Below are 15,843 nucleotides of genomic sequence, written 5' to 3' on the forward strand. Positions count from 1 at the left end.
AAGTGGAAGTCATAGAGCTTCCCGTAAATTTTTAAATTAAATTTTGATAATGATTAAGGAATAGAGAGATTGATAAACGCTGAAATACTTCAGGCTTCCATCTTCAAACTTCCCTCTTTATATTATCTAACATCTAAATAAAGAAATGACAAAACTAAGCGTAAACATTAATAAAATTGCGACTATAAGAAATGCAAGAGGAGGCGAAACGCCAAGTGTAACAGAAGCAGCAGTGAAAATTCAGGAATTTGGAGGACAGGGAATTACCATTCATCCGAGACCTGATGAGAGACACATCACCAGAAAGGATGTGTACGATCTGAAACCCTTGGTTACCACTGAATTCAACATTGAAGGAAATCCACACCGCTCTTTTATTGATATGGTTTTGGAAGTGAAGCCGGAGCAGGTTACGCTGGTTCCTGATGCAGATGATGCCATTACATCCAACGCAGGCTGGGATACCAAAAAGAACTTCGATTTTCTGACAGAAATTATTGCAGAATTTAAAAATGCAGGAATCCGTACCTCCATTTTTCTGGATCCTTTGCCGGAATTGGTAGAACATGCCGCAAAAACTGGAGCTGACAGAATTGAACTGTATACGGAAGCTTACGCGAAAAATTATCTTACGAACAAGGAACAGGCAATAAAGCCTTACTATGATACCGCAGTTGCTGCTACAGAATTCGGATTAGGAATTAATGCAGGACATGATCTGAGCCTGGAAAATTTAAAATACTTTGCCGACCATATTCCCAACCTTCTTGAAGTATCCATCGGACATGCTTTGATTTCTGAAGCCCTTTATATGGGACTTGAAAATACAGTTCAGGCTTATTTGAAGAGACTGGCAAAATGGTAGCTGATTAATAAAATGAGCGAATTTTGTACACCTTTACCTGAAGACAGAAAAAAATATATTAAAGATCTGGGAAGCATTCTTGTAGATGATTACGGCAAAAAAGATTTTTATAAACCTGAAGAAATAAAAAAGGCCGATCAAAAGGCTTCATGGGGGAGTGGAAGTGATTATTCCTGTTGGGGGATGTCTGTTTTCTCTTCACATGAGGATTTTGATGCTTATCATAAAGCTTCGGGAGAAATCTGTGATTATGCTGAAATGAAGCAAACCATGCTTGACGGAATTTCTTCAGAGGGGTTAAATTTCGTTCTTCCTGAGCTTTCTGACGCAGAAATTGATTTATCCTGGCTGGATCTTGGAGATGTTTTTCAGGCAGTCGGAGAGTTTTTTTCATCATTTTTAGACTAATACATTATGGATAATACTATACTTAACTCAAAAATATTCGGCGAAAACCTTAATGTTACGCCACTTCTTGTATTTCACGGACTGTTTGGAATGCTAGACAACTGGGGAAGTTTTGGAAAAGACTTAGGTGAATACCTTCCCGTACATCTTATTGACCTTAGAAACCACGGGAGAAGCTTTCACTCGGAAAGCATGACCCACGATGATCTGGCAGACGATATTGCCCGTTATATGGATCATTATGGTATTCAGAAAGCTCATGTTTTAGGACATTCTTTAGGAGGAAAAGCAGTCATGCAGTTTGCTTTGAAATATCCTGAAAGAGTAGAAAAACTAATTGTGGTAGACATTTCGCCGAAAGCCTATCCTCCACATCATCAGGGGATTATTAAGGCTCTTGAAACTGTAGATTTCAATACAGTAAGTTCAAGAGGCGAGGTAGAAACTGTTTTGAGTCAGTATATTCCGGAGAAATCTACCATCCAGTTTTTAGCAAAAAACTTATACTGGGATGATGATAAGAAACTGAACTGGAGATTTAATCTCAAAACGTTATCTGAAAAATATAACGAGTTTGTGTCGAATGCCGTAAAATTTGGTGTTTTTGAAGGCGATTCTTTATTTATTGCCGGCGAAAAATCAAATTATATCCTTCCACAGGATGAATATGGGATCAAACAGCAGTTTCCAAAAGCAAAAATAGTGACGGTAAAAAAGGCCGGACATTGGGTTCAGGCAGAGAATCCTGTAGATTTTGCGAATGTTGTTAAGGAATTTTTGGAATTGCATTAATTTAATTCCGTTTATTTAATTTTTTAGTTAAAATTTTCTTAAAATAAGATTATATTTCCCCACGTGTTGATATTTTTTGTACTTTAGTTTTACATAAAAACTAAATATAATAACTTATGGAAAAGAAAAACTCAAAAAAACCTTTCTTTGCTTCATTTTTAGAGAAACAAATTCAGGATCCTGAAGCAATTCAGGGAGGAGGAATCACTACACCTACTACAGATGTTATTACGGTACCAACAAGAGATATCGTGACCACTTCACCGCTTGTAGACAATGCAACACTTCCTGTAAGAGATCAGGTAGTAACGATGAAGTATCCGTCTGACAGCGATGAGTCTGGAGAATTGGAAATTTTATAATCAAGCTAGAATAAAAATTATTAATCCAACTCAATCACAATGAAAGACGAGAATTCAAAAAAGAAACCTTTTTTTGCTTCATTTTTAGAAAAGCAGATTAAAGATCCTGAAACCGTTCAGGGAGGTGGAATCGTAACCACACCAGATATTGATGTGATTACAGTACCCTCTATGGATAATGTAACAAGACCGATATTAGACAATGCAACTTCACCCAGCAAGGATCTTTTGGTTACTATGAAGTATCCTTCAGATGGCGATGAATCTGTTATTTAAATTTCTATTATAAAGGAAATTACAATTATACTTTTAACCCAAACTAAATTATTATGAAAGACAAAAATTCAAAAAAGAAGCCGTTTTTTGCGTCATTCTTAGAAAAACAACTTAAAGATCCTGAAACTGTAAAAGGAGGAGGAGTTATTACAATCCCTGAAAGAGATGTGATCACAAAACCTGTAGTAGATAACGTAACATCTCCTCAGGATGATCTTATGGTTACCATGAAATATCCATCTGACGGAGATGACGATTCTCCATCCGTTCCAGTAGACTAATACATTAAAAAATTAAATATTAATCGTATTAATACAATCATATTCAAAGGAAACTTACCATTAAGTTTCCTTTTTTAATAAAAAACGGCAAATGATTCTCTGCATCACCCACTCAAAGGATTTTTACAATATCGACATCTTTTTTGAATATTTAGCCTCTAAAAATATCCCATACTTCAGACTGAATTCTGACCGTATGAACCATTTCCAAAAGATCAGTGTGAATGAAAATTCCTTTGAATTGACTGATGAATTCGGAAATACGATTCATTCCAAAGACATTCAGGGAGTATGGCACAGGAAAGCATGGGGAATAAGCACTCCCGAAGAACTGGATGAGGATTACCGAAAAGTATTCCTGAGCGGGTACGGAAACCTTCGTTACAACCTGATCACTTTATTAGAAGACGTTCCGTGGATCAACCCTTTTGAAAATGAAAGAAAAATAGACGGAAGTAAAATGCTTCAGCTAAAATTGGCCAAAGACAATAATCTGACAGTCCCGCCAACTATTTTTTCTAACGACGAGGAAAAGATCACTGCCTTTTTTCATGAATTCTGTGGCGGAAAAGCGGTTGCAAAACTTCACAGTCTGACCGCAAAGACCATGAACGGAGAGAATCTTATCTCAACAATGATCATTGAAGAGGATACTTTGGAACATATTTCAGACATTGCTTACTGCCCAATGATCTTCCAGCCGTATGTGGACAAAGAATATGAATTAAGAATTGTGTACATCGCAGGAGAATTTTTTACAGGAAAGATCAACAATAGTGAGAATGTCGATTGGAGAGTAGCGCAGGGAGATTATTTCTGGTCAGCCTATGATCTTCCGGAAAATGTCAAAACCGGTCTTGCCTCCATGATGGAAGAAATGGGGCTTTATATAGGAGCCATTGACATGATCAAGGGAAAAGACGGCGCCTATTATTTTCTGGAAGTAAATCCTCAGGGAGAATGGGGAATGCTGCAGAAAGAACTGGGCTTTCCCATTGCAGAAAGAATTGCCGATAACCTTATAAAAAGAATCAATATCCATGAATAAAATACTAATCATTACGCATACTGCAGATAATTTTTCAATTGAGAAAGTAACAGAATACATAGAGAAAAACGGTTGCGAGGTCATCCGTTTCGATGTAGACCTGTATCCTATACAAAATAAACTGTCGACCATTTTTCAGGATGGAGAATGGGTAAGTATCCTTGAAACCAAAGATGCACAGTACCGTTTGGACGATATTGCCGCCATTTGGTATAGAAGAGCTTACAACATTGGAAACGGAGTGAAAGAAGAAATGGATAAAAAATTCTATGGTGCCGCTATGGGTGAGATCCGCAATACGCTTTTCGGATTTATAGAGTCTGTAGATGCTTATGCACTTGGAAAGCCCGGGGTTTACAGAAGATTAGACAGTAAAGAAGAACAGTTAAAAGTTGCGGTTAAATTAGGACTTAAAATTCCTGAAACCTGTCTTACCAATAACCCTGAAGAAGCAAGGAAATTCATCCTTAAACATCAGAATGTAGTCGCAAAAATGCAGACTGGTTTCGCGATCTATGAAGACGGTGTAGAAAGTGTGGTTTTTACCAATGTGATTAATGAAGATAAACTTGAAGAACTGGATTCACTGGTGTATTGCCCGATGCAGTTTCAGAAAAAAATAGAAAAGAAAAAAGAGCTTCGCGTTACTATTGTAGGACAGGACGTGTATGCTTTCGAAATAGATTCCCAGCAGTCTGAAGATGCTAAAGTTGACTGGAGAAAAGACGGTGTCAACCTTTTGACCAAATGGGTGAGAACTGAACTTCCTGCAGATATTGAAGCAAAACTTCTTGAACTTTTAGATATTTATAATGTAGATTACGGGGCAATAGACATCATTGTTTCCCCTGAAGATGAATATTATTTCATCGAAATCAATGCAGCTGGCGAATTTTTCTGGCTGGATAACCTGACCGAAGACAATCTTATTTCAAAGAGTATTGCAGACGTTCTTTGTGACAAAGCTCCAAGAAGAAACAATATGGTCATGGCTTAAAACAACATGGCGATCTAAACCATAAAAGTCCTTTTGTTAATCTAAAGGGCTTTTTTTATTGGTTAAAGTGAAAGTTTTTAAGTAAAACTCCCTTTAAGAAACGCTGAAAAAAATCATCTGATTTTTTCTTAACTTTCCTTACCTCCTTCATTAATCTTAATGTTTCAAAAACAACTCAAATATTTATCTCCCGCAGATTAAACAGGTCAGACAGATTTTTATCACAGCAAATAAAATCTTTGATGTTTGAAACTTAAGTGTACTTCCTACTACCCAATACATAAACTTAAAGAAAATTACTTAAGTGTTAAAAAACTTTTGCCTCTTTTGTGGTTGAAACAATCCATTCGTTACTCTATCAACTTAAACAGGATGACATTGAAAGACCGGAATAATGATAATATTGGTTAAATTAAGTGGAATTCTGCTTTAAAAATCGCAAATTTGCATAAGCAGTTTTTCATGAAATCTCTACAGAAAAATGAAGAATTGCCGGATAGAAAATATTGTCATATTTTAGTCAGCAATCAAGTAAATAATTAATGATTTTTGTAACGGGTGCGACCGGAATTCTGGGAAGGGTGATCGTTTTGGAACTTCTTAAAAAAGGGAAAAACGTACGTGCTTCCAAAAGACCGGGCAGCAATTTAAACGATGTAAGGCATTCTTACAGTGTCTATACAGAAAATTCTGATGATCTTTTTAATAAGATCGAATGGATAGACCTGGATTTTGATGATCTGGATGCTCTGCAGAATGCATTAAAAGGGGTAGATGAGGTCTATCACTGTGCCGCAAAAGTAAGTTTCCATCCTCATGATGAAAAAGAAATGTACCATACCAACGTAAAGGGTACCGAAAACCTGCTGTTTGCATGTGAAGGTTCGCAGGTTGAAAAATTTCTGCACGTCAGTACGATTGCCGTTCTGGATCTTTTTAATGAAAAGGGAGAATTAGACGAAAGTTCTGAATTCAATCCCAAAGAAGAACATTCTGCCTATGCCATTTCTAAGCATCTTGCTGAGATGGAAGTCTGGAGGGCTTCTGCCGAAGGTTTGAATACCGTAATCGTGAACCCGGGAATGATTATAGGAAGCGGAAACTGGGGTCAGAGCAGTGGAGATATTTTCCTGACTTTTGAAAAAAATGGCTTTACATTTTCCGGTGGAACGAGTTATATAGATGTAAGAGATGCAGCTGAAATTTGCATCGAACTTATGGAAAAGAATGTTTTCGGAGAACGTTTTATTCTGATATCGGAAAACAAAAAATATGCAACGCTTGGGCAGCAGATCAGATCGAAGCTTGGTTTAAAAGAGGCAAAAATCCTTACAAAATCTCAGTTAAATTTAGGAAGACTGGCCAATATCCTATTTGGCTGGCTGATTCCGAAACTGAGAATCATTACAAAGTCCAATATTGAATCCATATCATCCCTCAACACCATCTCCAACCAAAAAATAAAAAAAGAGCTTGATTATCAGTTTATTCCCGTAAAGGAAAGTATTGATTTTCACCTTAACAATTATATTAACGACAAAAAGCTGAATTCATGAATCTTGCAGCAGCAATTATCCTAAAAAATATAGAAAAACATCCGTTAAAATCAGCGATAGGCTTTAAAAAGAAAGATGAAACCTGGAAAGAACTGAGCTGGAAAAAACTGGGCGAGATTGTTTTTAGAACAGCTAATGCACTGAAAGATGCAGGAATTCAGGAAAATGATAAAGTCGCCATTTATTCGGATAACTCTTCTGAATGGATGATTTTTGATCTGGCTTCCATGGCCATTGGTGCAATCAGCGTTCCTATTTATTCTACAAACAATGCAGAACAGGCAGAATATATCTTCAATGATTCGTCTGCAAAAGCTGTTCTTGTGGGAAGTCAGGAGCAGTATGATGCGTGTCTGGAACTTGTAAAGAAAGAAGGTAACCCCTTGGAAACGATCATTGTTTCCAAAAAATCAATCTGGATCAAGAAAGAATTCAACAGTTTTTATCTCGAAGATTTTATTGCAAAGTCTTCACCAAAGCTGGAGATCATTAACAAAGAAAATGATGATGTCGCTACACTGATCTACACCTCAGGAACTACGGGAACTCCGAAAGGGGTGATGCTTACCCATGGGAATTTTATCAAAGCATTTGATTCACACTTTGAATTTTTTAAATTTAAAAACTTTGAGGAGGAACTTTCATTGGCATTTCTGCCTTTGACCCACGTTTTCGAGAGAAGCTGGAGCTTGCTTTGCCTTTATGGTGGTGCCAGAGTATATTTCCTGGAAGATCCCAAGAATATTGCCAAAGCGCTGGAAGAAGTAAAGCCTACCATGATGTGTGCGGTGCCTAGATTTTTCCAGAAAGTATATGCCGGAGTGTTAGAAAAAGCAGAAGAAGGTTCATCAACTAAGAAAAAGATCTTCGATTGGGCACTGGCAACAGGGTGGCAGACTGCAGAACTGAGAAGAAACGAAAAACCAATTCCTTTTGGATTAAAACTGAAGGAATCTGTTGCAGATATGCTGGTTTTCAGCAAAATTAAAGAAAAAATGGGGGGAAGACTTTGGTTCTTACCTTGCGGAGGAGCATCATTGTCACCAGAAGTCACCAGGTTCTTCGATTCAGTAGGCATTCATGTCATCGTAGGATATGGTCTTACAGAAACTACGGCTACACTGACCCTTTTCCCGTTGACTCATTTTGAACACGGTACCAGCGGAAAACCTTTACCGGGTGTAGAAATCCGTATCGGTGAAAGCGATGAGATTCAGGCTAAAGGAAATGGTATTATGAAAGGCTATTACAACAAGCCTGAAGACACCCAGAAAGTTTTCACGGAAGACGGATGGTTCAAAACCGGAGATGCCGGAAAATTTGACGACAAAGGAAATCTGATCATTACAGACAGGATTAAAGATCTGATGAAGACTTCCAACGGGAAATATGTAGCACCACAGCAGATCGAGAATCTTCTTACCAATAATAATTTTATCCAGCAGATTATGCTGGTGGCAGAAGGAAGGCAGTTTGTGTCGGCTCTTATTGTCCCTAATTTTGAATTTTTACAGGATTTTATCAAGAAAAACAATATTCCTTTCACCAATTGGGAAAAAGCCGTGGAAGATGATAAAATTATTACTTTATATAAAGATAAAATTAAAGAATTACAGGAGCATCTGCCAGATTATGAGAAGGTGAAGAAGTTCACGCTGATGCCAGCTGAATTTGATATCAATACCGGCGAGATTACACCAACATTGAAGGTTAAAAGAAATGTGGTTCTTAAAAAATATGCAGATATTATAGAAAAAATGTATTAAAATAAAACAATCTAAACCACAAAAAAGACAAACGGTTTTTTCAAATAAAAATCAAATATTTTTGAAAACTTAAGTGGTCTTGAATAGACAGTTTTATTTAACTTTATCAATAACTTAAGTGTTAAGATTCTTTTGTGCCTTTGTGGTTGAATAAAAGCGTTTTACCATTTTAAATCAGATTATGACAACACAAGAATTCCTAGGAAAACAAAATTTCACCATCCATACCCAGACCGTTTCAGAAAGCTGTCCGTCCAATATTGCCCTGATCAAATACTGGGGTAAATACGAAAACCAGATCCCTGCCAACCCGAGCATCAGTTACACTTTGAATCATTGCAAAACAAATACGTCTATGGAGTTTTTAGCTGATGAATCTTTCTCTGTGCAAACCTTTCTGGCAGGAAATGAAGAAGTGAAATTTGCAGAAAAAATAGAAAAATATTTTAAAAATATCGAGCAGTATCTTCCATGGGTACTGAAAGGAAAATATATTATCAGAACAGAAAATACCTTTCCGCACAGTTCCGGGATTGCAAGTTCTGCTTCCGGATTTGGAGCTATAGCCAAATGTCTGATGAAACTGGACGAAGCTTTTTCAGGAAAGGGTTCTGAAGAAGAATCTTTAAGAAAAGCCTCATTTTTAGCGCGATTAGGAAGTGGCAGCGCTTGCAGAAGTTTGTACAACGGATTGGTTGTTTGGGGAACTTCGGAAGAAGTAGAAGGAAGTTCAGACCTATTTGCTGTAAAATATCCTGATGCCGAGATTCATGATATATTCAAAAATTTCAACGACTGGGTTTTATTGATCCATGAAGGTCAAAAAAGTGTCTCTTCAACCGTAGGACACGGCTTAATGAACACCAATCCTTACGCTGAAAGAAGATTCCAGGAAGCAAGAGAAAATTTTGTTCCGATGAAGGAAATTCTTAAAAACGGGGATATGGAGCGTTTTATAAAATTGGTTGAACACGAAGCTCTCACCCTTCATGCTATGATGATGATGAGCGATCCTGCCTTTATTCTGATGAAAACAGGAACCATGGAGGTCATCAACAAGATTTGGGATTTCAGGAAAGAAACAGGACTTCCTTTGTTTTTCACGCTGGATGCCGGAGCAAATGTTCATCTGTTATTTCCGAATGACCCTTCAGAAGAAAAAATCAAAATCTTTATCGAAACAGAATTACTGCAACATACCCAGAAGAATGGAGTAGTGAAGGATGTGATGAGGTTTTAGATTTAAAATACTGTAGCTTTTACTATACATAACGAGCTGCGTCATCTGCGAAACCAGTTGGGAAAAATCTCTCATGGATATCGCAGATGACGCATTTTTTTTAATCTGATATTGATGTTTTACTCTTATAAATTTAAAGAAATAGGAGTATTCAGAAAATCATTGAAAGGTTTCATCAACTTGAAAATTTTTGTCATACTTTTTACGGCATTTTTATCCAGAACTTCCTCGTCTTTCAGATGATAAACCACAATAAAGCTTTTAAGTTTCAAATAGTCTCCCATTGGGTCTTCCTTTTCAAATCCCTGGGGAATTTTTTTAAGTTTATCGTCCTGATCCAATTCCGGAAAATGTTTTTTAAATTCCTTTTGGTTGATGATCTTGAGAAAATCCGCACCATACAGAGAAATTTCTTTTCGTACTTCTTTCAAAACGGAAGATTCCGGCATGTAAACTCCTCCGGCGAGAAAAGATTTCCCGGGCTCGATGTGAAGATAGTAACCGCCTTTCTGACTTCCTTTGCCCATTCCTAAAGAAGCTCCGAAATTCGTTTTGTAAGGTATTTTATCTTTTGAAAATCTCGTATCACGGTAAATTCTGAACAAAGATTTTTTACCGTCAATTTTCCCTAATTCTTCATCAAATTCTGCCATCTCTTTGATCAGTTCGTCAAGAAATGAGATGACATTTTCCTGTGATTCTGTGTAAAGTTTTTTGTTTTCAGTAAACCACTCGCGGTTGTTATTCTGAGTCAAATCTTTTAAAAATGTCAGGGTTTCTGGCTTAATGGTACTCATGCTTTTGGAAATTTAATGTAAAATAGTGTTTTATTGAACCAAGTTAAAAAATAAACTTATGCTGACCAAAATTAAGTGATGAGGTACCTTTTTTATGCTTAATGAAGTGGAGAATTTCAACAGATGAAAATTGTAAAATGAAGCATACAAATTGGATCCGATGAGGTGTGAATTTTAAGATTAAATTTTGGAAAAGAGGCTGAAAAAAGAGGAAATCCAATAAAAAAAAGTTGGTATTGTACGGTTTGGAAAAAATAATTGTAAATTTGTAAGAGCCTCAAATAAGTCGTAAATTGAACATTGTTAAGAGATCGGTAAATCTTGAAATGTAACCATGGATACTGGAAATGTTCTCATGATAATAAATAGGATTATTAAAAGTAAATTTACATTTCATGGTGCTGTTTTTGAAAATTCATAAATAATACAGAAAAAATCAATCAAATTTAATAAAAAAAAACAATGGTTAGCATGTTTTTAATGTAAGACCTGTTTTTTTGGATTTAATTTTTTAAAAATTAAAAATATATTAGAGGATTGTGAATTAAAGTTTACATATTTAGAACTTTATTCAAAAACAAATCAAATATTTGTTGTATCTTTGCAAAAATTTTAAAATATTTAATGAATTTATTTACGGAGTCCAATTTAAGTCCTGATATACTTAAGGCAGTTGGCGAACTGGGTTACGAAAGCCCGACAGAAATCCAAAAACAGACTATCCCTTTCATTCTTTCAGATATTCGCGATTTGATCGCACTTGCGCAGACAGGGACAGGCAAAACAGCAGCGTTTTCGCTTCCGATTTTGGATATGATTGACGAAACGAGTCGCAAAATCCAATTTTTGGTGCTTTGTCCGACACGGGAACTATGTCTTCAGATTTCTAAAGACATAAAAAATTACTCCAAGTACATGAAAGACATCAAAACCACAGCGGTTTACGGTGGAAGCAGTATTATGGATCAGATTCGTTCTTTAAAGGACAAGCCGCAAATTATTGTAGGTACTCCAGGAAGAGTAATCGACCTTATCAACAGAAAAGCACTTGATTTTTCTGCTATTCATTGGTTAGTTTTAGACGAAGCTGATGAAATGCTTTCAATGGGTTTCAAAGATGAGTTGGAAACGATTCTAAGAGAAACACCGGATACAAAGCAGACGTTCTTATTCTCGGCAACGATGAATAAAGAAGTGGAGAGAATTTCTAAAAACTATCTTACCAATCCGCACCGTATTTCTGTGGGTTCTATTAACGAGGTTAAAAAGAACATCAAGCATGAATACTACGTGGTAGGATACCGTCAGAAAAAAGAAGCTCTTAAGAGATTGATTGATGCCAACCCGAACCAGTATTCTATTTTGTTCTGTAGAACAAGAATGGAAACTCAGGAGGTTGCAGATTTCCTGATGCAGAACGGCTATGCTGCTGATGCACTTCACGGAGATCTTTCTCAGGCACAGAGAGATACAGTAATGAAGAAATTCAGACTGAAAAACATCGATATTTTGGTGGCAACAGATGTTGCGGCCAGAGGATTGGATGTAGATTCATTGACTCATGTTATTCACTACTCTTTACCGGATGATCCTGAAGTTTTTGTACACAGAAGCGGAAGAACAGGTAGAGCAGGAAAAGATGGTATTTCAATCTCTTTGATCAAGCCTGAAGAAAGCAGAAAATTAAAGCAAATAAAATCTACAACGAAAATCGATATCGTTGAAAAATTTATCCCAACAGGAGAGGATGTTATCAAGGCTCAGGTTGGAGGCGTTTTCGAAAAGTTATTTACGGAGCACCTGGATGTATTTGAATTTAATGATAACCTAATCCCGGATCTAAGCGCGTTTACAAAAGAAGAATTGGTACACAAATTATTGCAGTTCCAATTGAAAGATCTTGCGACGTACTACAAAGATAAACATGATCTTGCTGACCAAAAATTCAGCACTAGAGATGATGATTCTAGAAGAGATAGAGATAGTAGAGGAAGAGACCGCGATAGAGGAAGAGATCGTGATCGTGGAGACCGTGACGTAAGAGGAAACAGAGATGGCGGAAGAGAACGTGGTGGAAAACCTAGAAGAAAGAATGAAAACATGGTAAGATTCTTCTTCAACTTAGGGAAAAAAGATCAACTGAAAAAACTTGATGTTTTAGATATTATTAATAAAGCGACTTCACCAGCTGGAGGAAGCAAAAAAAGAGCAGAAATTGGTGATATTGAAATTTTAGAGAAATTTTCTTTCTTTGAAATTGAAAAATCATTTAAAGGAGAGCTTTTGAATAATATTGCATCAATGAAATTCAAAGGAAAAGATATGAGAGCCGAAGAGGCAAATTAACACTCATTCTAAACTATATAAACCGGCTTTACAGCCGGTTTTTTTGTTTGATAATCAGGCGTTAATGGTATGTTAACAAAACTTAATGTTATATAGTTTCAGGGCAAATCCTTTTTTAGGAAATTTGCACTCAAATTATAAATACATAAAAATGGGAATTGGTAATATTTTCCACGCTTTTCAACCGAAGGATAAAATTTTCTTTGTACTTTTTGAAAAAGTAACTGAAAACTTAGTTGCAATGTCTGAAGACTTTAACAACGGGATTAAAGATTTCGATCTTAATGACGATACGATGTTAAAAAGAATGAGTGACTACGAACATAAAAATGACGAGCTTACACATGAGATCTTCATTGAGCTGGGAAAAAACTTCATTACACCTTTCGATCGTGAAGATATCCACACACTGGCAACAGGCCTTGATGATATCGCCGATTACATCTACGCTTCCACAAAATACATCTTCCTGTATAAATCTCCTGAAATGAAGGCTTATTCGGATTTCTCACTTCTGATCCACAAGGCATGTCTTGAGATCCAGAACGCGATGAAAAACCTTAAAGGTTTCAAGAATATGGACCAGGTAAAAGAAGCTTGTATCAAAGTAAACTCTATTGAAAATATTGCAGATGACCTGCTTTCCAATTCAATGGTTGATTTATTTGAAACCAATGATGCGATTAACATTATCAAAGTTTCATCTGTACTTAATTATCTTGAAATAGTAACCGATAAGGCAGAGGATGTTGCCAATACTATTGAGAACATCATGATTAAATACGCCTAAACAAAATAACAAAAATGGAATTTCCGATTTTACTAATAGTTATTATTGCACTGGCTTTAATTTTCGATTATATCAATGGTTTTCATGATGCCGCGAATTCAATTGCGACCATCGTTTCTACAAAAGTTTTAACTCCATTCCAGGCTGTACTTTGGGCAGCTCTATGGAACTTTGCCGCTTTCTTTATTGCAGCTTACATTATTGGAGAATTTAAAATTGGGAATACGATAGCCAAAACGGTTAATGAAAACTTTATTACATTAGAAGTAATCTTTTCAGGTCTTATCGCTGCGATAGCCTGGAACCTTTTAACATGGTGGTTTGGGATTCCTTCATCATCATCACACACTTTGATCGGTGGATTTCTGGGAGCAGCCTTAATGCATGCTTTTATGATGGATTATCATGAAGTTGTGGCTACTCAACCTAATTTAGGAGCATGGGAAACTTTTAAAACAGCTTGCTATCAGGTTACCCAGCAAGGTGTTGTTAAATTTGATAAAGTAATTCCTATTTTCCTGTTCATTTTTATGGCTCCGATTATTGGGATGATTATTTCAATCATTATCACTTTAATTATTGTTCATCTTTATAAAAGATCGAATCCGTATAAAGCAGATAAATCATTTAAGAGATTACAGTTGGCTTCTTCAGCTTTGTTCAGTTTAGGACATGGTTTGAATGATGCACAGAAAGTAATGGGTATTATAGGAGCAGCGATGATCTATTATCACGTTAATATGCTTCAGGATCCTGATTATCTTAATATTCCATCTGCGGGGCGTTTCGATTATTTTGCACAACATTATATCTGGGTTCCTTTGGTTTCTTTCATTGCGATCGCATTGGGTACGATGAGTGGTGGTTGGAAGATCATCAAAACAATGGGAACTAAAATTACAAAAGTAACTTCACTGGAAGGGGTAAGTGCTGAAACAGCAGGAGCCATTACTTTATTCCTTACAGACCATTTTGGTATTCCTGTATCTACAACACACACGATCACAGGGTCTATCATCGGGGTAGGGTTAACGAAAAGAATTTCTGCGGTGAGATGGGGAATTACAGTAAGCCTTCTCTGGGCTTGGGTATTAACGATTCCTATTTCAGCAATTGTTGCAGGGATTACTTATCTGGTAGTAACATTTCTGACTTAAGATAAAAGTTGAAATTATAATATAAACTTTGTCCTCCGGGGCAAAGTTTTTTGTTTTATAAAGCCCCGAAAAATTGTATTTTTGTTCAAATTATAAGATTTTATGGAATTTTTAGACAGATACCAGCAGATCGTAGCTGAAGCGATCACGAAGTACACTTTTAAAGATAAGCCTGCGGAACTCTATGATCCGATGAACTACATCATTTCCCACGGCGGTAAGCGTCTTCGTCCTATTATGGTACTGATGGCGTGTGACCTGTTCGGCGGAGATCTCAGACAGGCTATTAAACCCGCACTGGCGATCGAGTTTTTCCATAATTTTACCCTGATCCATGATGACATTATGGATGAGGCTCCTCTGAGAAGAAATAAACCCACCATTCATACCCTTCACGGGATCAACGTTGGAATCCTTTCCGGAGACGGACTGATGCTGAAAGCCTATAAATTTTTTGAAGACCTTGAGCCTGAAATTTTCAAGGCTTGTATCAGAATATTTACCCATACAGGACTTCTTCTATGTGAAGGGCAGCAGTACGATATCAATTTCGAAACTCAGGAGGATGTAACTTATGATGATTACATTAGAATGATTACTTATAAAACCGGAGTTTTGAGTGCCTCTTCTTTTGAAATAGGAGCGCTTATTGCAAGAGCCAATTTTAAAGATGCCAAAGCTATTTTCAACTTCGGAAAACACATTGGGATCGCTTTCCAGATTATGGATGATTATCTGGATGTATTCGGAGATCAGGCTCAGTTTGGGAAAAAACATGCCGGAGATATTTATGAAAATAAGAAAACAATCCTTTATCTTTTAGCCAGAGAACATGCTACAGAGGAAGAAAGAAAAGAGTTGGATCACTGGTATGGTAAAAAGACCGATAATATCGATAAAGTATACGGTGTTGAGAAGATCTTCAGAAGAACAAAAGTAGACGAGAAAGCATTGCGTCTGATTGAAACGCACAATGAGATCGGGCAGAGCTATCTGGCGAAAATCAATATTCCTGAAGATAAGAAAAAACCTTTCGCGGAACTGGCGAATTATCTGTTGAGAAGAGAGAGTTAATAAGGTAGTAGGATTTAGGGCTTAGGGATGAGTTGTTTGTAGCAGCTATCTAAGCCCTAATTTCTAAACCCTAATCCCTTACTTAATA

16 protein-coding genes are annotated in these 15,843 nt (G+C 36.6%); 15 read left to right on the forward strand and 1 reads right to left on the reverse strand.

All coding sequences use genetic code 11. The annotated features are described in order from the left end of the window. Positions 1–145 precede the first annotated feature (145 nt). From NZD88_RS00185 to NZD88_RS00235, 11 genes are all read left to right on the forward strand, one after another. Positions 146–865 carry a pyridoxine 5'-phosphate synthase gene (locus NZD88_RS00185; RefSeq protein WP_259826500.1) on the forward strand — a complete coding sequence of 240 codons (720 nt, stop codon included), beginning with the start codon at positions 146–148 and terminating at the stop codon, positions 863–865. A 12-nt stretch (positions 866–877) separates the two neighbouring features. Beyond that, a complete protein-coding gene (locus tag NZD88_RS00190; RefSeq protein ID WP_259826502.1) occupies positions 878–1,273 on the forward strand; it encodes a hypothetical protein in 396 nt (131 codons plus the stop codon). A 6-nt stretch (positions 1,274–1,279) separates the two neighbouring features. Then, complete coding sequence (locus tag NZD88_RS00195; protein ID WP_259826503.1) at positions 1,280–2,065, forward strand: alpha/beta fold hydrolase; 786 nt, start codon at positions 1,280–1,282, stop codon at positions 2,063–2,065. Between the two features lie 116 nt (positions 2,066–2,181). Beyond that, positions 2,182–2,427: a microviridin/marinostatin family tricyclic proteinase inhibitor gene (locus tag NZD88_RS00200; RefSeq protein ID WP_259826504.1), complete on the forward strand. Its 246-nt coding sequence runs from the start codon at positions 2,182–2,184 to the stop codon at positions 2,425–2,427. 39 nt (positions 2,428–2,466) lie between these two features. Further along, on the forward strand, positions 2,467–2,703 hold the full coding sequence (locus tag NZD88_RS00205) for a microviridin/marinostatin family tricyclic proteinase inhibitor (protein WP_259826505.1): 237 nt from the start codon (positions 2,467–2,469) through the stop codon (positions 2,701–2,703). Positions 2,704–2,756: 53 nt separating this feature from the next. Next, the gene (locus NZD88_RS00210) at positions 2,757–2,984 is read left to right on the forward strand and encodes a microviridin/marinostatin family tricyclic proteinase inhibitor (protein ID WP_169236125.1); all 228 of its coding nucleotides are present in this window, start codon (positions 2,757–2,759) and stop codon (positions 2,982–2,984) included. A 91-nt stretch (positions 2,985–3,075) separates the two neighbouring features. Then, on the forward strand, positions 3,076–4,032 hold the full coding sequence (locus tag NZD88_RS00215) for an MvdC/MvdD family ATP grasp protein (RefSeq protein WP_259826507.1): 957 nt from the start codon (positions 3,076–3,078) through the stop codon (positions 4,030–4,032). Then, positions 4,025–5,029: an MvdD family ATP-grasp ribosomal peptide maturase gene (locus NZD88_RS00220; protein ID WP_259826509.1), complete on the forward strand. Its 1,005-nt coding sequence runs from the start codon at positions 4,025–4,027 to the stop codon at positions 5,027–5,029. Before NZD88_RS00215 ends, NZD88_RS00220 begins: the two co-directional genes overlap by 8 nt. 542 nt (positions 5,030–5,571) lie before the next feature. Then, positions 5,572–6,585 (forward strand): NAD-dependent epimerase/dehydratase family protein, encoded by a 1,014-nt coding sequence (locus NZD88_RS00225; protein ID WP_259826510.1) that lies wholly within the window; start codon positions 5,572–5,574, stop codon positions 6,583–6,585. Then, positions 6,582–8,351: an AMP-dependent synthetase/ligase gene (locus tag NZD88_RS00230; protein WP_259826512.1), complete on the forward strand. Its 1,770-nt coding sequence runs from the start codon at positions 6,582–6,584 to the stop codon at positions 8,349–8,351. Before NZD88_RS00225 ends, NZD88_RS00230 begins: the two co-directional genes overlap by 4 nt. 181 nt (positions 8,352–8,532) lie before the next feature. Next, complete coding sequence (locus NZD88_RS00235) at positions 8,533–9,591, forward strand: diphosphomevalonate decarboxylase (protein WP_259826514.1); 1,059 nt, start codon at positions 8,533–8,535, stop codon at positions 9,589–9,591. Between the two features lie 125 nt (positions 9,592–9,716). On the opposite strand, the gene NZD88_RS00240 is transcribed toward NZD88_RS00235, so the two are convergent. Continuing rightward, the gene (locus NZD88_RS00240) at positions 9,717–10,388 is read right to left on the reverse strand and encodes a DUF2461 domain-containing protein (RefSeq protein ID WP_259826523.1); all 672 of its coding nucleotides are present in this window, start codon (positions 10,386–10,388) and stop codon (positions 9,717–9,719) included. Positions 10,389–11,012: 624 nt separating this feature from the next. Here NZD88_RS00240 and NZD88_RS00245 point away from each other — a divergent pair. From NZD88_RS00245 to NZD88_RS00260, 4 genes are all read left to right on the forward strand, one after another. Continuing rightward, positions 11,013–12,734 (forward strand): DEAD/DEAH box helicase, encoded by a 1,722-nt coding sequence (locus NZD88_RS00245; RefSeq protein ID WP_259826525.1) that lies wholly within the window; start codon positions 11,013–11,015, stop codon positions 12,732–12,734. A gap of 151 nt (positions 12,735–12,885) precedes the next feature. Further along, a complete protein-coding gene (locus NZD88_RS00250; protein ID WP_034705775.1) occupies positions 12,886–13,524 on the forward strand; it encodes a DUF47 domain-containing protein in 639 nt (212 codons plus the stop codon). 14 nt (positions 13,525–13,538) lie between these two features. Beyond that, positions 13,539–14,681 carry an inorganic phosphate transporter gene (locus NZD88_RS00255; protein WP_259826527.1) on the forward strand — a complete coding sequence of 381 codons (1,143 nt, stop codon included), beginning with the start codon at positions 13,539–13,541 and terminating at the stop codon, positions 14,679–14,681. A 102-nt stretch (positions 14,682–14,783) separates the two neighbouring features. Further along, positions 14,784–15,755: a polyprenyl synthetase family protein gene (locus NZD88_RS00260; RefSeq protein ID WP_169235047.1), complete on the forward strand. Its 972-nt coding sequence runs from the start codon at positions 14,784–14,786 to the stop codon at positions 15,753–15,755. The last annotated feature ends 88 nt before the right edge of the window (positions 15,756–15,843 follow it).

Source organism: Chryseobacterium pyrolae (genome assembly GCF_025153485.1).
In the GTDB taxonomy this organism is placed as follows: domain Bacteria; phylum Bacteroidota; class Bacteroidia; order Flavobacteriales; family Weeksellaceae; genus Chryseobacterium; species Chryseobacterium antibioticum.